This window comes from Bradyrhizobium sp. STM 3566 (genome assembly GCF_045571445.1).
Classification (GTDB): domain Bacteria; phylum Pseudomonadota; class Alphaproteobacteria; order Rhizobiales; family Xanthobacteraceae; genus Bradyrhizobium; species Bradyrhizobium vignae.
Genome location: NZ_CP120692.1, coordinates 926887 through 945623, shown reverse-complemented (window position 1 = coordinate 945623; position 18737 = coordinate 926887). Strand labels below are relative to the sequence as shown.

At 63.8% G+C, this 18737-nt stretch carries 19 protein-coding genes; 5 read left to right on the top strand and 14 right to left on the bottom strand.

What is annotated here, in order from left to right; genetic code table 11:
• The first annotated feature begins 191 nt into the window (after positions 1–191).
• On the top strand, positions 192–1172 hold the full coding sequence (locus P6U27_RS04470; RefSeq protein ID WP_407193707.1) for a Bug family tripartite tricarboxylate transporter substrate binding protein: 981 nt from the start codon (positions 192–194) through the stop codon (positions 1170–1172).
• Positions 1173–1204: 32 nt separating this feature from the next.
• Here P6U27_RS04470 and P6U27_RS04465 read toward each other — a convergent pair whose 3' ends face one another.
• The 5 genes from P6U27_RS04465 to P6U27_RS04445 all read right to left on the bottom strand — a co-directional run bounded on the left by P6U27_RS04465 (position 1205) and on the right by P6U27_RS04445 (position 5199).
• Entirely contained in the window at positions 1205–1486 is a 282-nt protein-coding gene (locus P6U27_RS04465; protein ID WP_122400831.1) for a DUF3551 domain-containing protein, read from the bottom strand.
• 32 nt (positions 1487–1518) lie between these two features.
• Positions 1519–1797 (bottom strand): DUF3551 domain-containing protein, encoded by a 279-nt coding sequence (locus tag P6U27_RS04460; protein WP_122400830.1) that lies wholly within the window; start codon positions 1795–1797, stop codon positions 1519–1521.
• A gap of 124 nt (positions 1798–1921) precedes the next feature.
• Entirely contained in the window at positions 1922–3799 is a 1878-nt protein-coding gene (htpG, locus tag P6U27_RS04455) for a molecular chaperone HtpG (RefSeq protein ID WP_407193706.1), read from the bottom strand.
• Positions 3800–3912: 113 nt separating this feature from the next.
• Complete coding sequence (locus P6U27_RS04450; RefSeq protein ID WP_122400828.1) at positions 3913–4320, bottom strand: hypothetical protein; 408 nt, start codon at positions 4318–4320, stop codon at positions 3913–3915.
• A gap of 267 nt (positions 4321–4587) precedes the next feature.
• The gene (locus P6U27_RS04445) at positions 4588–5199 is read right to left on the bottom strand and encodes a nuclear transport factor 2 family protein (protein WP_122400827.1); all 612 of its coding nucleotides are present in this window, start codon (positions 5197–5199) and stop codon (positions 4588–4590) included.
• A 189-nt stretch (positions 5200–5388) separates the two neighbouring features.
• Between P6U27_RS04445 and P6U27_RS04440 the strand changes: the two genes are divergently transcribed.
• Positions 5389–6237 (top strand): energy transducer TonB, encoded by an 849-nt coding sequence (locus tag P6U27_RS04440; protein WP_245509447.1) that lies wholly within the window; start codon positions 5389–5391, stop codon positions 6235–6237.
• A 96-nt stretch (positions 6238–6333) separates the two neighbouring features.
• Here the strand turns inward: P6U27_RS04440 and P6U27_RS04435 are convergent, their stop codons facing one another.
• Positions 6334–7140 carry a response regulator gene (locus P6U27_RS04435; protein ID WP_122400825.1) on the bottom strand — a complete coding sequence of 269 codons (807 nt, stop codon included), beginning with the start codon at positions 7138–7140 and terminating at the stop codon, positions 6334–6336.
• A gap of 233 nt (positions 7141–7373) precedes the next feature.
• Here P6U27_RS04435 and P6U27_RS04430 point away from each other — a divergent pair, with 233 nt between their 5' ends.
• Positions 7374–7607 carry a NepR family anti-sigma factor gene (locus P6U27_RS04430; RefSeq protein ID WP_162500100.1) on the top strand — a complete coding sequence of 78 codons (234 nt, stop codon included), beginning with the start codon at positions 7374–7376 and terminating at the stop codon, positions 7605–7607.
• On the top strand, positions 7607–8155 hold the full coding sequence (locus tag P6U27_RS04425; protein ID WP_018316216.1) for a sigma-70 family RNA polymerase sigma factor: 549 nt from the start codon (positions 7607–7609) through the stop codon (positions 8153–8155). Before P6U27_RS04430 ends, P6U27_RS04425 begins: the two co-directional genes overlap by 1 nt.
• A gap of 71 nt (positions 8156–8226) precedes the next feature.
• Here P6U27_RS04425 and P6U27_RS04420 read toward each other — a convergent pair whose 3' ends face one another.
• From P6U27_RS04420 to P6U27_RS04385, 8 genes are all read right to left on the bottom strand, one after another.
• On the bottom strand, positions 8227–8940 hold the full coding sequence (locus P6U27_RS04420) for a nitroreductase (RefSeq protein ID WP_122400823.1): 714 nt from the start codon (positions 8938–8940) through the stop codon (positions 8227–8229).
• A gap of 108 nt (positions 8941–9048) precedes the next feature.
• Complete coding sequence (locus P6U27_RS04415; RefSeq protein ID WP_122400822.1) at positions 9049–10293, bottom strand: acyl-CoA dehydrogenase; 1245 nt, start codon at positions 10291–10293, stop codon at positions 9049–9051.
• 111 nt (positions 10294–10404) lie between these two features.
• Positions 10405–11652 carry an acyl-CoA dehydrogenase gene (locus P6U27_RS04410; protein ID WP_122400821.1) on the bottom strand — a complete coding sequence of 416 codons (1248 nt, stop codon included), beginning with the start codon at positions 11650–11652 and terminating at the stop codon, positions 10405–10407.
• 140 nt (positions 11653–11792) lie between these two features.
• Positions 11793–12920 (bottom strand): acyl-CoA dehydrogenase family protein, encoded by a 1128-nt coding sequence (locus P6U27_RS04405; protein WP_407193705.1) that lies wholly within the window; start codon positions 12918–12920, stop codon positions 11793–11795.
• 135 nt (positions 12921–13055) lie between these two features.
• Positions 13056–14927: an AMP-binding protein gene (locus P6U27_RS04400; RefSeq protein ID WP_129142666.1), complete on the bottom strand. Its 1872-nt coding sequence runs from the start codon at positions 14925–14927 to the stop codon at positions 13056–13058.
• Between the two features lie 43 nt (positions 14928–14970).
• Positions 14971–15777, bottom strand: a complete 807-nt coding sequence (locus tag P6U27_RS04395) for an enoyl-CoA hydratase/isomerase family protein (RefSeq protein ID WP_122400818.1) — start codon at positions 15775–15777, stop codon at positions 14971–14973.
• A gap of 80 nt (positions 15778–15857) precedes the next feature.
• Positions 15858–16616 (bottom strand): SDR family NAD(P)-dependent oxidoreductase, encoded by a 759-nt coding sequence (locus P6U27_RS04390; RefSeq protein WP_122400817.1) that lies wholly within the window; start codon positions 16614–16616, stop codon positions 15858–15860.
• A gap of 56 nt (positions 16617–16672) precedes the next feature.
• The gene (locus tag P6U27_RS04385; RefSeq protein ID WP_122400816.1) at positions 16673–17275 is read right to left on the bottom strand and encodes a TetR family transcriptional regulator; all 603 of its coding nucleotides are present in this window, start codon (positions 17273–17275) and stop codon (positions 16673–16675) included.
• A 207-nt stretch (positions 17276–17482) separates the two neighbouring features.
• Here P6U27_RS04385 and P6U27_RS04380 point away from each other — a divergent pair, with 207 nt between their 5' ends.
• Positions 17483–18655, top strand: a complete 1173-nt coding sequence (locus P6U27_RS04380; protein ID WP_122406369.1) for an acetyl-CoA C-acetyltransferase — start codon at positions 17483–17485, stop codon at positions 18653–18655.
• Positions 18656–18737: the final 82 nt, after the last annotated feature.

Below are 18737 nucleotides of genomic sequence, written 5' to 3'. Positions count from 1 at the left end.
TGCCGAGCGGGCACTCTTACCCTCTCCCCTGGAAGAGAGTGGCGCGCGCAGCGCGACGGGTGAGGGTCTCTCTCCTCACGGGCCATCTCGCCATTGGCGACAACCCTCATCCGGCGCTTCGCGCCACCTTCTCCCGCAAGGAGCGAAGGAAGAAGAGCGCGTGGCTTCAGTTTCTTGTTGAGGCAAGACAGATGATCACCAGACGACATTTCCTTCAAACCGCCGCCTGCACCGCAGCCGCGCTCGCCGCGCCGCGTGCCTTTGCTCTCGACAATCCGTCCTATCCCGCGCGCAGTGTGAAATGGGTGGTGCCCTATGCGCCCGGTGGCGCGACCGACCTGCTGTCTCGGCTGCTCTGCCAGCGGCTGTCCGACCGGCTCGGCCAGACCTTCGTCGTCGAGAACAAGCCCGGCGCCGGCAGCAATATCGGGACGCAGGCGGTCATCTCTTCCGCACCCGACGGCTACACGCTGCTGCTGACCTCGACCGCGAACGCGATCAACGCCTCGTTCGATCCGGCGTTGCCCTATGATTTCGCCAAGGGCATCGCACCGGTCGCCGGCGTTGCGCGGATACCGCTGGTGCTGGTCGTCAACAACGACCTGCCGGTGAAGACCGTCGCCGACTTCATCGCCTACGGCAAGGCCAATCCCGGCAAGATATCGATCGCCTCCTCGGGCATCGGCACCTCGCTGCACCTCTCCGGCGAATTGTTCAAGTCGCTGGCCGGCGTGCAGTTCACCCACGTCCCCTATCGCGGCTCGGCGCCGGGCCTGACCGATGTGATGAGCGGGCAGATCCAGGGCATGTTCGACAATGTCTCCTCGTCCTTCGAGCTGGTGCGCGCCGGCAAGCTGCGCGCCCTCGGCATCACCACGCGCGAGCGCTCGGAAATCTTGCCCGACGTGCCGTCGATCGCCGACGCGCTGCCCGGCTACGAGACGTCATCGTTCTACGGCGTCGGCGCCCCGCGCGACACGCCGCGCGAGATCGTCGATCTGCTCAATCGCGAGATCGACGCCGCGCTGTCTGATTCCGGTATCAAGGCCCGTGTCGCCGAGCTCGGCGCGATCCCGCTGCACGGCAATGCCCATGAGTTCGGCAACATGCTGGCGACGGAAACCGATCGCTGGCGCAAGGTGGTCGAGCTGTCGGGAATCAGGAAGGATTGACCTTGCGAGGGTCTGCTCGCAAGGCGCGCCGATTACCCGTTGGGCCACTCGCCGCTACGCCGCAAGCGAGATCGCGGCGGCGCGTGGACCGGATAGTACGGATTGAGATCGCAAATCGCCGAACGGCCGGCGGCCGTGGCGCGACACTGCGGCAGCGAGGTGAAGGAGCAGTCGTACCACTCCCCACCACCGCCGTTCGCGCCGGAATAGACGTGCATGCAGACGGGATAACGCGGATCAAAGGTCTGCGCCTGGGATGGCGCGGCCGGAAGCAGCGCGCCGGCAATCATGATCAGGCCGAACGAGAAACGCATGGAAGGTAGTCTGCTATGCCGCATCGGAATCGCTAATGCACTTTCTTGTGACGCCGGCGCGGCGGCGGCGGTTCATCGAAGGCGTAATAAGGATTGAGATCGCAGCTGGCCGCGCGGCCCGATGCCGTGGCGCGACATTGCGGCAGCGACGTGAAGGAACAGTCGAAATAGTCACCACCGCCACCGGTGAAGCCCCCGGGCGTATAGACGTGCATACATACCGGGTAGCGCGGATCGTAGGTCTGGGCGCTGGCATCGGCGGCAACGAACAGCGTGGCAATCGCGATGAGGGTCAAAATCGGCAAGCGCATGGAGACATCCTCGACATCGACGGTGTCGGCTGATGCCGACGGCCTGCTATGGCATAACGGCAGGCCGGAGGCGACTGTTCCTAGGGACAGATGACGGCAAGGTGAGTACGCTGGGGCTGCGGCGCTACGCGCCGAGCCCCTGTAACACCAGCCGGTTCAGCCTTGCCGCGAACGCCGCCGGGTCTTCCGGCAATTCGCCGTCCAGGATCTGCGCCTGTTCGAGCAGGAGCAGGCTGAGATCGTCGACGACCTTCGAGCCAGCTTGCGCCTTGGTGACCGCGGTGACCAGCGGATGGCGCAGATTGATTTCGAGGATCGGCTTGGTCTTCATGCCGCGGTTCTGCTGCGACAGGATGCGCTCGAGCTCGCGGCTGGGGCCCTGGCTATCGGCGACGAGGCAGGAGGCCGAGCTGGTAAGCCGCGTCGAGGCCTTGACGTCGCTGACGCGCTCGCCGAGCGAGGCCTTGATGACCGCGATGGTGGCCGCTTCGTCCGCGGCGGGCTCGTCCTTCCTCGGCTCGTCCTTGTCGTCGATACGCGGGATCAGGTCGAGATTGAGATCGCCCTGGCTCAGCGACTTCAGCGGCTTGCCTTCGAACTCCGATGGCATCGAGGTCCAGAAGGCATCGACAGGATCGGACAGCAGCAGCACCTCGATGCCGCGCGCGGTCGCAGCTTCCAGCCGCGGGTTGGATTTCAGCCGCTCGATGCTGTCGCCGACCAGATAATAGATCTCGGCCTGGTTCGGCTTGAAGTCGGCGACGACCTGCTTCAGCGACCGCTTCTCGCCCGACGTGGTGGTGAAGCGCGACAGCGCGAGCAGCTTTTCGCGCCGCTCGAAATCCTCGTAGATGCCTTCCTTCAATACCGCGCCGAAGGCGTCCCATATCTTGGTAAAATTGTCCGGATCCTTCTCGGCAAGGCTTTCGAGCTCGGATACGACGCGGGTCGCCACCGCTTTGCGGATCTGCGCGAGCTGCGGATTGTTCTGGAGCATCTCGCGCGAAATATTGAGCGGGAGATCTTCGCTGTCGACCACGCCGCGGATGAAGCGCAAGTAGCCCGGCAACAGATCGGCATCATCGGTGATGAAGACACGCCGGACGTAGAGCTTCACTCGCCCCTTGCGGTTCGGCTCGAACAGGTCGAACGGCTTGGTCGAGGGCGCGAACAGCAGCACGGCGTAGGAGTAGCGCCCTTCCGCGCGGTAATGCAGCGTCATGGCGGGATCGTCGAAGGCGGAGGCGATCTGCTGATAGGCCTTCTTGTAATCGTCTGCCGTCAGCTCGGATTTCGCGCGCTGCCACAGCGCGCTCGCCGAATTGATCTGGCGCGGCTCACCTTCTTCCGGCACGAGCTCGATCGGAAACAGGATGTTGTCCGAATAGGCCGTGACGATGCGCTGGATCTCGTAGGTCTCGAGATACCTTTTCGCATCGTCCTTCAGATGCAGGACGATCTCGGTGCCGCGCGTCACGCGCGCCGCCTCCTCGTCGCTGGCACGGGCGATTTCGAAGCCGGAGCCGCCGGAGGAGGTCCACGTCCAGACGTCGCTCTCCCCGGCGCGGCGGCTGATCACGACGATCTTCTCGGCGACCATGAAGGCGGAATAGAAGCCAACGCCGAACTGGCCGATCAGGCCGAGCCCGTCCTTGGCCTCTTTCAGCTTGGACACGAACGCCTTGGTGCCGGAACGGGCGATGGTGCCGAGGTGGTCGATCAGCTCCTGCCGCTCCATGCCGATGCCATTGTCGGCGATCGTGAGCGTCTTGGCCGTCTTGTTCGGAATGATGCGGATCTTGAGCGTGTCGCCTTCACCCAGCAGGGCGGGACTTGCGATGGCCTCGTAGCGCAGCTTGTCGCAGGCATCGGAGGCATTGGAGATGAGTTCGCGGAGGAAGATGTCGGTTTCCGAATAAACGGAGTGCACCATCAGGTGCAGCAGTTCGGAAACTTCGGCCTGGAAAGGCTGCGTATGCACAGCCGTATCTGACGTCGTCATGCGCTTACCCGGTCAAAACAAAGGGAGGAACCCGGATATAGCGCGAGGCAACGGCGGATCAAGAGGATGTGAAGCATCCCCCCGGCGCAGCCACCATCACAAGGGGGCGCGGATCAGGTCACGCAACGGCCGGGCTGGAGCAGCCTTGCGACCTCGGTCAGGGAGCTGACCATCGGCTCACAGGCGATCGTCGGCTTGGTGCGAGGCTTCTTCTGGTTCTGGAGCAGCACGGGCGGCTTGGCGTTGCCGCTCTCGATCACCGCCGGGACCCGCAGCAGCACCGACGTATCGGGAAGGTCGTTCAACCGCATCGACACCGTGCGGGTGGAAACTGCTGCCGGCTGGACCTCCCCGAGCCGGTCCGCCTTCGCGGCGCGATTGACGTTGTGGCCCGGCTTGTCAGCCTTGGCGGCGACCGCTTGCCAGCGGTCAGCCAGATCGTGGCCGGAGGCTAATTGCACGGCGCCAAGCGAGGCGGCGATCGCGATGGCGCTCAAAAATACCTTTTGAATCTGTGACATGGCTGACGGTCCCTCGCCCCATGGCGATCGCGGGAACAACGCCGGCAGAGGATCGGGGGTTCTCGGCCGTTACGATCACTTAACCGTGTGCGAAAAATGCCGCAGGGCCGACAAAATATTTCGCAAGCCGTGGAACGACTCTGCCAGTCGGGAGTCGTCTCAGCAGCCGGCTATTCCCCCCTGCCCCATAAGCCGGCGACGTAGGGCGCGACTGTGGTGATGCCAGTCGCGCCTTACTTTTGTCTGGAGCTCACTTGGTGCGAGTTATTAGGCCTTCCCCGTCAGCCAGTCCCGCCCCTCGCCATAGAGCTTCTCGACCTCAGGCCCGATCAGGCCCGGCATGTCACGCTTGACCTTGTAGCCGATCAGCTCCTGCGCATAGGCGAGGTGGCGATAGCCTTCGGGCAGCGCAGCGAGCGCCTGCTGATCGAGGCGAAGCGTCGCGGCAGGATCGACCGGATCAATCCGGTCCTTCTCATAGATCGGCTGGCGGCGGACGATGCCCCATTTGCTAATACCTGATTGGTCCTGCCGCTTCTCCAGGAAATCGTAGAACCGCCCGGTGCAGACGACGTCGCAGAGCACGTCGTGCACCAGAGCGCGCTGCGAGATCGTCATCTTGGTCTGGGCGATGGCCCGCTCGCCGGCGAGATCGATGCTCGTGCCACCGAGGAAATGCAGGATGCGCACGCCCTTGGCAAACCCCTCCTGGCTGACGCGTATGAAATCCCGCGCCGGTCCCTGAAACCAGGTGGCGGACATCCAGCCCTCTTGGTGCCAGACGGTGGCAAACCGCTCCCAATCACCAGCATCGCGCCACACCACCCAGTTCTCGACGAGGTCGCGAATGGCAAGGCGATCGAGGAGTTGCTGATCCATGGTCGTGTCTCTCCCGGCGGCTTGAGCCTGCAATGGATGTCATCGGCCCGACGTATCAAGGGGGCAATTTGGTCGCCGTCAAGCGGCAGGGCATCGCGGTCGTTCCAGCTGCCCACAACGGAGTGAGCGCGATGCGTGCGACACGCCTTGCAATCAACCGGACGGCGATTAGTATCCGCGACGATGCAGATGAAATCCCCCTTGCTGGCCGCATTTCTCGGATTGCTTGCGGCTTTCCCTTCCGATGCGCAGACGTATACGCAGAGTGAGAATGCCCAGGCCTGGAAGGCGAGGCTGTCAGCACACATCGCCAAGAGCAGGTTATTTCCAGCCCAGGCACTGGGGCAAACCGGTGAGGCCAAGGTTGGCTTCGTCATCGACCGGTCGGGCAAATTGGTCTCGCGGGCACTGGCGGCGAGCACCGGCTCGCGACTGCTCGACGATGTGGCGCTGGAGATCGTCGCCCGCGCCCAACCGTTCCCCGAGCCGCCTTCGGAGCTGAAGGACGAGACGTTCTCCTTTACGGTGCCGATTGTCTTCAACGGCCGGAAATTCCAGGTGCCGACGAACGGGGTGATGCTGAGCACGCCGGCTTCCGGCCTCGCAGAGTCCGAGGCTATGGCCGCGTGGCGCAAAGCGGTCACCGAGCACGTCTGGCGCAACAGGGTATTTCCTCCGCAGGCGATCGGCCAAAGGGCCGATGCCGGCGTGACATTCGTGGTCGATCGCTCGGGCAAATTGATCTCAAGCGCTTTGGTGGAAAGCACGGGCTTCGCACCGCTGGACGCCGCGACGCTGGCCATGGTCGAGCGATCCGCGCCATTCCCGAAACCGCCCACCGAGGCGAAGGACGATTTACAGAGAATAACCGTCCTCATAGCTTTCGACGGGACGCAGCCAAACCTGGCGCCGTCACCGGAAGGAGAGAAATTGCTTCAAACCTGGATCGAGGGCCAGCCCAAGCTGAATGCGAAATCCCCTGGACCGGATGATACAAAGCTAAACTCGATGCTTCGCAGCATCTGCCGCGGCTGCTGAGGCAGAGCAGGACGACGCTCCGCCGCCATATAAGCCGCCATATAATAAGAACGGCGCGCCTTGCGACGCGCCGTCCCGTGTTCGATACAGGCCTTCTTAAGCCGCCGGCGCCTTCGGCGTGCGGTTGCGCGAGTTGCGCTGGAAGAACAGCGCCTGGCTCGCGACCGCCGATACCATCGCGGGCTGGAACGGCTTTGAGATCAGGAACGCCGGCTCGGGACGCTCGCCGGTGAGGAAGCGCTCGGGGTAGGCGGTGATGAACACCACCGGCACCTCGAAGGTGCGCAGCAGCTCGTTGACCGCGTCCAGGCCCGACGAGCCATCGGCGAGCTGAATGTCGGCGAGGATCAGACCGGGTCGCTTGTTCTTGGCGAGCGCCACCGCGTCGGCATGGGTGCGCGCGACGCCGACGACATTGTGACCGAGATTCTTCACAAGGCTCTCGAGGTCCATTGCAATGAAAGTCTCGTCCTCGATGATCAGCACGTCGGTGGCGATCTCGGCCGCCATCTCGCGCCCTGCGGCATCCGCAAGCCGCCGCGTCTCGGCAACGTCGGTGCTGAGGATGAAGGCGACCTCCTCTTCCGAAAATCCCTCCAGCGACAGCAGCAGGAAGGCCTGCCGCGGCAGCGGCGTGATGTTCGACAGCCGCCGCTCGGGCGGCATCGGCAGGGTCGTCACCTCGGCATCGTCGTTCACCGAAACCGAATTCCAGATCTGGGTGAACAGCCGGAACAGGCCCGCCCGCGGTCCGTGGCTCTCGTCGAGCACCGACGGATCTCCCAGCATGGCTTCCAACATGGCTGCGACATAAGCGTCGCCGGACGCCTGGCTGCCCGTCAGGGCGCGCGCGTACCGGCGCAACAACGGCAAGTGTTCAGCGACAAGCTGTGAACGGGACATCCCCACTCCATTCGTCTTCGGGCCAACCTTGAGATCCAATCCTGAGGTCAGGGCGTCACGCGGGGGGCCCGGGTTCCCCCTGCTGGGCTGATTACGCGTCAGCTCAAGAAAAGTTCCGTCGGGCTGGGAACTTTTTCGCACAGCTGGAATTGTGCCTATCCAGGGAACGGCTCCCGGTTGAGAAAACATCTCGATTTTACAGTCACTTAACTCGGGGAAACGTGGAACAGGTCATGAAAGATCTCAAGTCTCAAGCCAGCAGAAGCACGACCCCCGGCAAGGGAGGCCTCACTCCGGAGATTCAATCCCGGATTGGGCATCAGTTGCGCGCCATGTACGACGACGTCGTGCGACAGGGGGTTCCGGACCGGTTCGCAGAACTGATCAAGAAGCTTGATGCGCCGGGGGCGACACCCCACGTGGAAAATGAGGGCGGATCCAACGACAACAACAATGGGAGGGAGTAATGCCTCTCACGGACTCCCTGCGTAACGACATCTTGGCGGCCGTGCCCAGCCTGCGCGCCTTCGCCATCTCGCTCAGCGGCAACGCGGACCGGGCCGACGATCTGGTCCAGGAGACGCTGCTGCGGGCGCTCGCCAACATCGACTCGTTCCAGCCCGGCTCCAACCTGCCGGCGTGGCTGTTCACGATTCTGCGCAACCTGTTTCGCTCCGACTATCGCAAGCGACGGCGCGAGGTCGAGGATGCCGAAGGCAACTACGCCAAAACGTTGAAGACACAGCCTTCGCAGAACGCGCATCTCGAATTCGAGGAGTTTCGCACGGCTTTGGACAAGCTTCCGCAGGACCAGCGTGAGGCGTTGATCCTGGTCGGCGCGTCGGGCTTCTCCTATGAGGACGCGGCCTCGATCTGCGGCTGCGCGGTCGGCACGATCAAGAGCCGCGTGAACCGCGCCCGCTCAAAACTCGCCGCACTGCTCTACGTCGACGGCGCAGAGGATTTCGGACCCGACGAGACCGTGCGGGCCGTGATCGGCGGCAGCGGCGGATAGCGGCAGTCAGTCATCGAAGCCACACCCACGCGTGAAGGCGGCAGTTCGCGCGGCCGCCTTCGTGCACGTCATCACTCCTCAACGAACGTCACCGTATCAGGCACGCTCGCGCGCGAGGTGCGGTAGCCGTTGACCTTGTGGGCGTGGTCGGCATAGCCGAACGAGATGCCGCAGACGATCCGGCGGTCCTCGGGCAGGTTGAAGTGGCGACGGATCAGGCCGGAATGCCGCGCCAGCGCTGCCTGCGGAATCGTCCCTAGCCCGAGCGCCTGCGCCGCCAGCATGAAGTTGGAGACATAAGCGCCGCAATCGATCGCGCCGTAGATGCCGAGTGGCTCGTTGGTGTGGATGATGGCGACATGCGGCGCGCCGAAGAAATTGTAGTTCTCCAGCGCCTGCTTGGCGTAGGCGGCCCGGTCGCCGCGGGCGATTCCAAGCGTATTATAGAGCTGGAAGCCGCTCTCGCGGCGGCGATCGAGATAAACCCCTACATATTCGCGCGGCGGAGTGAAATCGTAATCGTCGCCGAGGCCCTTTGAGGCCTCGGCGTAGATCGCCTTGCGGAAACGTTCCTTGGCCTCGCCGCCGGCGATGATGACCTGCCATGGCTGGCTGTTGCACCAGGATGCGGTGCGCTGCGCGGTGGTCAGCACATGCTCGATGGTCGCCCGGTCGACCTCTCTGGGAAGAAACGCGCGGACGGAGTAGCGTTCGTTGAGGAGCTCTTCGAGCACGCCGATGCGGTCTTCGGTGGAGTAGCGCGTATTGGGCACTTTAGCATCCATGGCTGGTCTCGCTTTCGTGCCCCAGATGCGGCGCAGAGCCGGGGCCCATTGTGGGATTCTGGGTCCCGGCTCGCGGCGCGTTGCGCCGCGTCCGGGACCCGAGGATATTCACCGTCCCTTTGTCGGGATCTTGTTATACGGCACGTCCTTGTCAACGCGGATGTCGCCCGGCAAGCCCAGCACGCGTTCGGCGATGATATTGCGCAGGATCTCGTCGGTGCCGCCGGCGATGCGCATCGAGGGCGAGGACAGCAGCATCTGCTGGAACTGGCCTTGTACCGTCTCCTCGTCGCTGCCGGTGAGCACGCCCGCCGCGCCCTGCAGGTCCATGGCGTAGGTCGCGATGTCCTGGAGCATCATGCCCGAGACCAGCTTGCCGATCGAGTTCTCCGGGCCCGGCCGCTCGCCCTTCGAAAGCGCCGAGATCGTGCGGTAGCTGGTGTATTTCAGCCCGCTCGACTTCGCGGCCCAGCTCGCGAGCTTCGAGCGCACGGCGCGATCGTCGATGGCGACCCCGTCCTCCAGCATAAGATTGGAGCAGAACTCGAACATCTCAGGGACGCCGGTCGCAAGCCGCGCGCCGATCGACATGCGCTCGTTCATCAGCGTGGTCAGCGACACGCTCCAGCCGTCGCCGACGGCCCCTAACCGCTGGCTGTCGGGGATCACGACGTCGGTGAAATAAACCTCGTTGAACTCCTGCATGCCGTTGGCCTGCTTGATCGGCCGGACCTCGACGCCGGGGCTCTTCATGTTCAGGAAGAACATGGTGAGGCCCTTGTGCTTGGGCACGTTCGGGTCGGTGCGCGCGATCAGGAGGCCGTAGTCGGAGTAATGCGCGCCCGAGGTCCAGATCTTCTGGCCGTTGACGACCCAATTGTCGCCCTTCTTCTCCGCGCGCGTGCGCAGGCCCGCGACGTCCGAACCGGCCGCCGGTTCGGAGAACAGCTGGCACCAGATCTCCTCGCCCGATGCGAGCTTCGGCAGATAGCGGCGCTTGGCGTCCTCGCTGCCGAAGGCCATCACGGTCGGGCCGCACATGCCTTCGCCGATCTGGAACGGCTGCGTCAGCTTGCCGTAGACGCCCTCCTCCTGCTGCCAGATCACCTTTTCGATCGGCGTCGCGCCGCGGCCGCCATATTCCCTAGGCCAGTGCAGGCAGGCCCAATTGCCCTCGAACTTCTTCTTCTGCCAGGCCTTGCCGACATCGACGATGTCGTGGTTGGCAAGACGAATGCGGCCGAGCGAGGATTTCGACAGCTCGGCCTGCAATTCCTTCGGCGCATTGGCGTCGATCCATTTGCGCGCGGTCTCGCGGAATGCGGCTTCCTGCGGGGTATCGTCGAAATTCATGGCACTTCCCTTTTATTGTCATTCCGGGCGCGCAACGCGCGAAGAATCCGGAAGTTACTCACACACATCGAGATTCCGGGTTCGGCTCTTCGAGCCGCCCCGGAATGACGGCTAATTCCTTCCCTTGGTCGGGATCTTGTTGAACGGCACGTCCTTGTCGACACGGATATCACCGGGCAGGCCCAGCACCCGCTCGGCGATGATGTTGCGCATGATCTCGTCGGTGCCGCCTTCGACGCGGGTGCCCGGCGCACGCAGCAGCATGGCTTGGAAGCGGCCCGCGACTTCGGCGTCCTCGGGACCGCTGACGACGCCCGCCGCACCTTGCAGGTCCAGCGCGTAGGTCGCGACATCCTGGATCATCGAGCCCGCAACCAGCTTGCCGATGGAATTTTCCGGCCCCGGCCGCTCGCCCCTCGACAGCGCCGAGATCGCACGCATGCTGGTGTATTTCAGCCCGCTCGCCTTCACCGCCCAGTTCGCGAGCTTCGAGCGCACCGCGCGATCCTCGATCGCAGGCCCGTCGTCAAGCATCAGGCTGGAGCAATATTCGAAGAGCTCGGGGAAACCGGTCGAGACGGCCGCGCCGATCGCGCTGCGCTCGTTCATCAGCGTGGTCAGCGAGACGTTCCAGCCGTCACCGACCTCGCCGAGGCGCTGGTGGTCGGGGATGCGCACATTGGTGAAATAGACCTCGTTGAAATCGGAGGCGCCGCTTGCCTGCTTGATCGGCCTGACCTCGACGCCCGGGCTCTTCATGTCCAGGAAGAACATGGTGAGGCCCTTGTGCTTGGGCACGGTCGGATCGGTGCGGGTGAGCAAGATGCCGTAGTCCGAATAATGCGCGCCCGAGGTCCAGATCTTCTGGCCGTTGATGACCCACTCGTCACCATCCTTCTCGGCGCGCGTGCGCAGACCCGCGACGTCAGAGCCGCCGGCCGGCTCGGAGAACAGCTGACACCAGACGTTCTCGCCGGAGGCCAGCGGCGGCAGATAGGTGCGCTTATGCTCCTCGCGCGCAAACGCCATCATGGTCGGCCCACACATGCCGTGGCCGATGATGAACATGCGGGAGAGCTGGCCGAACGGCCCCTCCTCCTGCTGCCAGATCACGCGCTCGATTGGCGAGGCGCCGCGGCCACCATATTCCTTCGGCCAGTGCAGGCAGGCCCAGCCGGCGTCGGCTTTCTTCTTCTGCCAGGCCTTTGCGACCTCGAGGATGTTCGCGTTCTTCAGCTGCGTGCGACCAAGAGAGGATTGGCGCAGCTCTTCCTCGTACTGCTTCGGCGCGTTCGCGCTGATCCAGGCGCGCGCGGTCGCGCGGAACTCGGCTTCCTGTGGGGTGTCGTCGAAGTTCATGGTGTTTTCTCTCCGTCATTCCGGGTCGCGCGCAGCGCGAACCCGGAATCCCGACGTTATTCACTCATCTCCGGATTCTCAGATGTGCAATTGCACATCATAGTTCCGCCGCTTTGCCGCGCCCCGGAATGACGACATCCTCAAGCCGCATTCTTCTTTCGCATGCGGTCGATCAGCTGATCCTCCCAATAGGACAGGCTGCCGAGCCCCAGCGCCATCGCATTGGCGCGGCGGTAGTACATGTGGCAGTCGAACTCCCAGGTGAAACCCATACCGCCGTGAACCTGGATGTTGTTCTTGGCGCAGTGCTGGAACGCCTGCGTCGCGCTGATGCGCGCGGCGGCGGCGGCTTCCGGCAGTTCGGCCGCATTGGTCGAGAGCGCCCAGGCGCCGTAATAGCTGTTGGAGCGCGCCAGCGTCGCCGAGACGTACATGTCCGCGAGCATGTGCTTCACGGCCTGGAACGAGCCGATCTGCCGGCCGAAGGCAATGCGCTCGAGCGCGTAGTCGCGGCCCATCTCAAGTGCGCGGTCGGCGCCGCCGACTTGCTCGAACGCACACAGCACCGCGGCGCGGTCGAGCACCTGAGTGAGGATACTCCAGCCCTCGCCCGCCGCGCCGAGCAGCTCGGCCTTGCAGTTCGTGAAGGTAATTTCGGCCTGGCTGCGGGTCGGATCGAGATTGGTGAGGTTTTTCACCTCGACGCCACCGGCCTTGAGATCGACCAGGAACAGCGAGATATCGCTCTCGCGCCCGCTCGACCCGGTGCGCGCGGCAACGACCGCAAAATCGGCGATGGCGCCGTCGGCGACCGGCTTCTTGACACCATTGAGCGTGCCATTCGCAGCCATGAGCTTGATGTTCTTCGGCGACGGATTGCCCTTGCCCTCGAACAGTGCCAGCGTGCCGATCGCCTCGCCCGCGGCGATGGCAGGCAGCCATTTCTTCTTCTGCACGTCGCTGCCGGCGATCAACAGCGCCTCGGCAGCGAGGTAGACGGTCGAGGAGAACGGCACCGGCGCGTTGGCACGGCCCATCTCCTCCGCGATCACGCAGAGCTCGAGATGGCCGGCGCCGGCACCGCCGAATTCTTCCGGGATCGCAACGCCAAGAAAGCCCATCTCGGCAAGGCCCTTCCACAGCTCCTTGTCGTAAGGCGCCTTGCCATCAAGCACGACGCGCACCGCTTTGGGCGAGCATTTTTCCGCGAGGAATTTGCGCGCCTGGTCGCGGAGCTGCTTCTGGTCGTGGGAAAAATCGAAGTTCATGGCGGCTTACCTTTTTCTTGCTGTCATTCCGGGGCGCGACGCAGTCGCGAACCCGGAATCTGGAGGTCACTCACTCATCTCGAGATTCCGGGTTCGCCGCTACGCGGCGCCCCGGAATGACGAATTCACTCGCACTCATCGCAGCACGATCACGTCTTCATCCGGCCTCTCGGCATAGAGCCGTTCCACCAGCGCGGCGCGGCGTTCGAGGCCGGCGCGCTGGTTGATGTAGCCCTTGTCGGTGAGCTCGTTGCCGTCGATCGAGGGCGGCTCGACCATCAGCATGGCGCGCGCGATGATGCGGCTGCTGGCGCCCTCGCACTCCCGGTTGTGCGCTTCCAGCCCGCGTCTGAAACAGGCGATCACCTCCGGATGCCTTACCGCATCCTCGAAGCTGAGATCGGTATTGCCCACGAGCTGTCGGCAGGCATGAAGGTTCGGCCAGGCCAAGAGGCCGATAAACGGGTGATCCTGCCCCGTGACTAGTGCGTCATGCACCACGGGAGTCGTGGCCGCGATCGCATCTGTGCGGAGCGAGCCGACATGCACGAAAGTGCCGGTGGTGAGCTTGAAGTCCTCCACGACACGGCCGGCGAAGATGATGCCTTGCACCGGATCGGAATCGTCGACGAAAATGCCGGCATCCCCTATGCAATAAAAGCCTTCCTCGTCGAACATCTTCTTCGTCAGCTCGGGCTGGCCGAAATAGCCGGGCGTGACGTTGACGCCGCGCAGGCGCAATTCGTATTTCGAGTCGCACGGCACCATCTTCAATTCGACCCCGGGGAACGGCAGGCCGATCAGACCGACGCGCTCGGTGTCCCAATAAGTGCCGGTCGAGGTCGGCGCAGTCTCGGTCGAGCCCCAGCCGGTGTAGAACACGATGCGCTCACCGGTGGTCTTCACTGCCAGGGCCTGCATACGCTCGTAGAGATCGTCAGGCAGCCGCGCGCCGCCATAGGCCATGATCGAGAGGTTCTTGAAAAAGGAGCGGCACAGCGCGTCGTCCTTCTCCATCGCCGCCGCAAGTGCGGCATAGCCGGCGGGCACGTTGGCGTAGTAGGTCGGCGAGATCTCGCGCAAGTTTCGCAGCGTCTCCTCGAACTGGCCCGGCGTCGGCCTTCCGTCGTCGATATAGAGCGTGCCGCCGTCGACCAGGATTGGATGAAACGCCGCGTTGCCGCCCATGGTGTGATTCCAGGGCATCCAGTCCAGCATGGTCGAGATCGGACCGCTGGGATCGCGCGGCCGCACCTGCATCATCATCGCCGCATTGGCACACATCATCTCCTGGGTGTTGATGACGGCCTTGGGCATGCCGGTCGAGCCCGATGTGAACAGCAGCTTGCCGACAGTCTGCGGCGTGATTTTTGCGATCGACGCCTCGACATCCGCAGTTACAGGCGTTGCCGCGAGCTCGGCAAAGCTGACGCTCTTGATGCCGTCACTGGGCCGCGCGACGTGAATGACGGTGACGCCGGTGAGGTCGAGCGCCTTTAGTGCCTTCTCGAAGATCGGGCCGTCCTGCACCATCACCACGGCCGGCTTGATCAAGTCGAATAGGTATTTCAGCTTGACGTGATCGTGGCTCATCAGCGAGTAGGCCGGCGACACCGGCGCTGCCGGGATGCGCGCCTGCATCGCGGCCTGCGTCATCAGCGCGTGCTCGATCGAATTGCCGGAGAGAATCGCGACCGGACGTCCCGCGAGCTTGAGGTTCAGCAGTCCTTGCGTCAGCGCGTCCACGGTGCGCTTGGCTTCGCCATAAGACACCTTGCGCCATTCGCGGTTGGGGCCGCCGCGCTGTGCCAGCCAAATGCGCTCGGGTGCTTCCTTCGCCCATTTCGCCAGCGAGGCGGGGATGTGCTTTTCGTAAGGCTGCAGCGGAATGCGCGACTTCAGCACCACCGTGCCGTCGCCGCGGCGCTCGACGGCGATGTCGCGCTTGAGCCACTGGACCTTGCGAAAGGCAGGCTTCGTCATCACCGCCGCCGCGCTTCCACTCATTTTGCGCCTCCCGGAATTATTGTCCTTTGCGGATCTTCGTCGTTCAGCGCTTGATATAGACAGGCTTTCGCTTCTCAAGGAAGGCCCTGATGCCTTCCGAAAACTCTTCCGAGCGGCTGCACAGGACCTGGTTGCGATCCTCCATCGCGATCGCAGCTTCCAGCGATCCGGAATCGACGCTCATGTTGAGACATTCCTTGGACAGCCGCAGCCCGACGGGCGAAGCCGACACCATCGCCTCGACATAGGGTTCAGCCGCCGCATCGAGCTGGTCCTCGTCCACGATCTCCGACACCAGCCCGACGGCGAGCGCACGCTCGGCGCCGATGAAGCGTCCGGTCAGGATCAGTTCCGATGCCACGGACACGCCGACCAGACGCGGCAAAAAATAGCTGGTGCCGATGTCGCAACCGCCGAGGCCGAGCTTGATGAAGGCGCAGTTCATCCGGGCCGACTTCGCGGCAATGCGGATGTCGGACGCCAGCGCCAGCGCAAACCCGCCGCCTGCCGCCGCACCTTGGACCAGCGCAAGGATCGGCTGCGGACAGCGCCGCATCAGCATCACGATATCGGCGATGCGGCGTTGCGAATCCAGCGACTCCGTGACGCCGGGCGGCTCAAGCTGCCCGGCACGACGCGCCATCGCGGCCTTTAGATCGAGGCCTGCACAAAAGTTCTTGCCGGCACCCTTCAGCACGACGACGCGCGTATCGCGATTGCGCTGCAGACCCTGGAAGTAGGCGTTGAGCGCATCGATCAGCGCAGGATCGAGCGCGTTCAAGCTGTCAGGACGATTGAGCGTCACCCGGTCGACGCCGTCGTCATGTTCGATCAGCAGCGGTTGGGACATGAGGCCTCGCACTTTCTTGCCACACGCAGACCGTCTCCCACCCTCCCCTGGAGGGGTCCCTCCAGGGGAGGGTAAGCGAGTTACCTCGGCGCCATGCGGATGGCACCGTCGAGGCGGATGGTTTCGCCGTTCAGCATCGGATTCTCGACGATGTGCACCGCCAGCATGCCGTATTCGGCGGCATCGCCGAGACGCGACGGATGCGGCACCTGGGCGCCCAAGCTCTTGCGGGCTTCTTCGTTGAGGCCCATCAAAAGCGGCGTGAAGAACAGGCCCGGCGCGATGGTGTTGACGCGGATCTTCTGGCTGGCGAGATCGCGCGCGGCCGGAAGCGTGAGGCCGACGACGCCGCCCTTCGAGGCCGAATAGGCGATCTGGCCGATCTGGCCTTCGTAAGCGGCAACCGAGGCGGTGTTGATGATGACGCCGCGCTCCTCGCCGACCGGCTCGATAGTGACGAGGCGCTCGGCAAACAGCCGGAGGCAGTTGAAGGTGCCGATCAGATTGACGTTGATGATGCGCGCGAACTTTTCGAGCGGGTAGACGCCGTCGCGGCCGACGATGCGCTGGGAGCCGCCGATGCCGGCGCAGTTCATCAGCACGCGGGCGACGCCGTGCGCAGCTTCGGCCTTGGCGATCGCAGCCTTGATCTGCTCCTCGCTGGTGACGTCGGCATGCAGCGCGACGCCCTTCACCTCAGTGGCGACCTTCTCGGCGTTTTCCTTGCTCTGGTCGATCACGCCGATCTTGGCGCCCTTGGCCGCCATGGCGCGGGCGGTCGCGGCACCAAGGCCCGAGCCACCGCCAGTGATGAGAACAGCTACGTCTTTCAACTGCATCTTGAGCTACCTTTCCTTGGGCGTTTCTTCTCTAGACTTGTGAACGTTTGGCCGGACTATCCGGCCGCGGCAGCTTCCTCGGCTTGCGTGAGGATGCCGCCGCAGATCAGCGTTTCCATGTGCTTGATGTATTGCCGGCAGACCTCGTCGGTGACCGGGCCGACGCCGGTCGCGCGGGACATCGCGTGCCGGCCGAAGAACAGGTGATCGCAGGCACCGATCAGGCTGGTGTAGAACAGCACCGGATCGGTCGGGCGGAATTCGCCGCGGCTGACGCCTTCGGCCAGCAGGCGGCGGTGGAAGTCCAAGAGCGGCGCAACGAAGAATTTCGAGACTTCGTCGGCAGAGTTCGCGCTGGTCTCGTGCAAGAGATAGTGGATCAGCCGGTTCATGTAGGGGAACCGGTGATAGGCGCGGATGATGCCGGCGATATGCAGCTTCAGCTTCGCCGTCGACGTGATCGGCTGCGCCAGCAGATATTCGAGATTGGACATCTCGGTCGCGGCATCCCGCGCGAGCAGCGCCAGCAAGAGGCCGTCCTTGTTGCCGAAGTGATATTTGACCAGCGCGGCGTTGGCACCCGACTTCTGCGCAATGTCGGAGAGCGAGATCTCGATCGACGAGCGCTCGATCATCAGCTCGCTGGCGGCCACCAGCAATTTCTCTGCCGTGGAATTTTTCCCGCCGGGGAGCCTGTTCGGTACGCTGGTAGCCACGGAGATCCCTGTTCTCAAGGCAAGAGCGGGCGCAGATAAGCCCAAGCAGCGGCTCACCACAAGAGTTAATTGATCGATTGACTAAACGATATCTCAACCCTTAAATCCGCCCCGACAATCCAATTCAGAACAAACATGGGAGAGACCGAAATGGCCGAGGCTTACATCGTCGCCGCTGCGCGTACCGCGGGCGGGCGCAAGGGGGGCCGCCTCGCCGGCTGGCATCCGGCCGATCTCGCCGCGAAGGTGCTGGACGAGCTGGTCGATCGGACCAAGGTCGATCCGGCCCAGGTCGAGGACGTGATCATGGGCTGCGTGATGCAGGTCGGCGAGCAGTCCAACAACGTCGCGCGCAACGCGGTGATGGCGTCAAAGCTGCCGGAGAGCGTGCCGGGCACCTCGATCGACCGCCAGTGCGGCTCGTCGCAGCAGGCGCTGCACTTCGCCGCGCAGGCCGTGATGTCCGGCACGATGGACGTGGTGATCGCGGCCGGCGTGGAATCGATGACGCGCGTGCCGATGGGCCTGTCGTCTCAGCTGCCCGCCAAGAACGGCTTTGGCAATTACAAGAGCCCGGGCATCGAGAAGAAGTATCCGAACATCGTGTTCAGCCAGTTCACCGGCGCGGAGATGATGGCCGAGAAGTACGGCCTCTCCAAGGATGAGCTCGACGAATACTCATATGGCAGCCATCAGCGCGCGATCGCGGCGACGCAAGCCGGTCATTTCAAGAAGGAGATCGTGCCGCTCGAGATCACCCGCGCCGACGGCAGCAAGGACATCCATCACATCGACGAAGGCATCCGCTTCGACGCCACGATCGAAGGTATCAAGGGCGTCAAGCTGATCGCCGAGAACGGCAAGCTCACCGCAGCCAGCGCCAGCCAGATCTGCGACGGAGCCTCCGGCGTGATGGTGGTGAATGAGAAGGGCCTGAAGCAGCTCGGCGTCAAGCCGCTCGCGCGCATCCACCACATGACCATGATGGGCGGCGATCCCGTCATCATGCTGGATGCGCCGCTGCACGCCACGAAGCGCGCGCTGGAGAAGGCCGGCATGAAGATCGGCGACATCGACCTGTTCGAGGTCAACGAGGCCTTCGCTTCGGTACCGACCGCCTGGCTCAAAACCACCGGTGCAGACCCCGAGCGGCTCAACGTCAACGGCGGCGCCATCGCGCTCGGCCATCCGCTCGGCGGTTCCGGCACCAAGCTGATGACGACGCTGATCCATGCCCTGCACCAGCGTGGCAAGCGCTACGGTCTGCAAACCATGTGCGAAGGCGGCGGCATGGCCAACGTGACGATCGTGGAGCGGCTGTAAGAAAAATAAAGCGAGTAGTGAATGGCGAGTAGCGAATGGTGAGTAGGTGAAGAGCAGTTTGGCCTTCTTCCTATTCGCCATT

Bases quoted from the DNA above. Each gene is read 5' to 3' on its own strand.
- P6U27_RS04470 (WP_407193707.1), top strand. From the start codon at position 192: ATGATCACCAGACGACATTTCCTTCAAACCGCCGCCTGCACCGCAGCC.
- P6U27_RS04465 (WP_122400831.1), bottom strand. From the start codon at position 1,486: ATGCGTTTCTCGTTCGGCCTGATCATGATTGCCGGCGCGCTGCTTCCG.
- P6U27_RS04460 (WP_122400830.1), bottom strand. From the start codon at position 1,797: ATGCGCTTGCCGATTTTGACCCTCATCGCGATTGCCACGCTGTTCGTT.
- htpG (WP_407193706.1), bottom strand. From the start codon at position 3,799: ATGACGACGTCAGATACGGCTGTGCATACGCAGCCTTTCCAGGCCGAA.
- P6U27_RS04450 (WP_122400828.1), bottom strand. From the start codon at position 4,320: ATGTCACAGATTCAAAAGGTATTTTTGAGCGCCATCGCGATCGCCGCC.
- P6U27_RS04445 (WP_122400827.1), bottom strand. From the start codon at position 5,199: ATGGATCAGCAACTCCTCGATCGCCTTGCCATTCGCGACCTCGTCGAG.
- P6U27_RS04440 (WP_245509447.1), top strand. From the start codon at position 5,389: ATGAAATCCCCCTTGCTGGCCGCATTTCTCGGATTGCTTGCGGCTTTC.
- P6U27_RS04435 (WP_122400825.1), bottom strand. From the start codon at position 7,140: ATGTCCCGTTCACAGCTTGTCGCTGAACACTTGCCGTTGTTGCGCCGG.
- P6U27_RS04430 (WP_162500100.1), top strand. From the start codon at position 7,374: ATGAAAGATCTCAAGTCTCAAGCCAGCAGAAGCACGACCCCCGGCAAG.
- P6U27_RS04425 (WP_018316216.1), top strand. From the start codon at position 7,607: ATGCCTCTCACGGACTCCCTGCGTAACGACATCTTGGCGGCCGTGCCC.
- P6U27_RS04420 (WP_122400823.1), bottom strand. From the start codon at position 8,940: ATGGATGCTAAAGTGCCCAATACGCGCTACTCCACCGAAGACCGCATC.
- P6U27_RS04415 (WP_122400822.1), bottom strand. From the start codon at position 10,293: ATGAATTTCGACGATACCCCGCAGGAAGCCGCATTCCGCGAGACCGCG.
- P6U27_RS04410 (WP_122400821.1), bottom strand. From the start codon at position 11,652: ATGAACTTCGACGACACCCCACAGGAAGCCGAGTTCCGCGCGACCGCG.
- P6U27_RS04405 (WP_407193705.1), bottom strand. From the start codon at position 12,920: ATGAACTTCGATTTTTCCCACGACCAGAAGCAGCTCCGCGACCAGGCG.
- P6U27_RS04400 (WP_129142666.1), bottom strand. From the start codon at position 14,927: ATGAGTGGAAGCGCGGCGGCGGTGATGACGAAGCCTGCCTTTCGCAAG.
- P6U27_RS04395 (WP_122400818.1), bottom strand. From the start codon at position 15,777: ATGTCCCAACCGCTGCTGATCGAACATGACGACGGCGTCGACCGGGTG.
- P6U27_RS04390 (WP_122400817.1), bottom strand. From the start codon at position 16,616: ATGCAGTTGAAAGACGTAGCTGTTCTCATCACTGGCGGTGGCTCGGGC.
- P6U27_RS04380 (WP_122406369.1), top strand. From the start codon at position 17,483: ATGGCCGAGGCTTACATCGTCGCCGCTGCGCGTACCGCGGGCGGGCGC.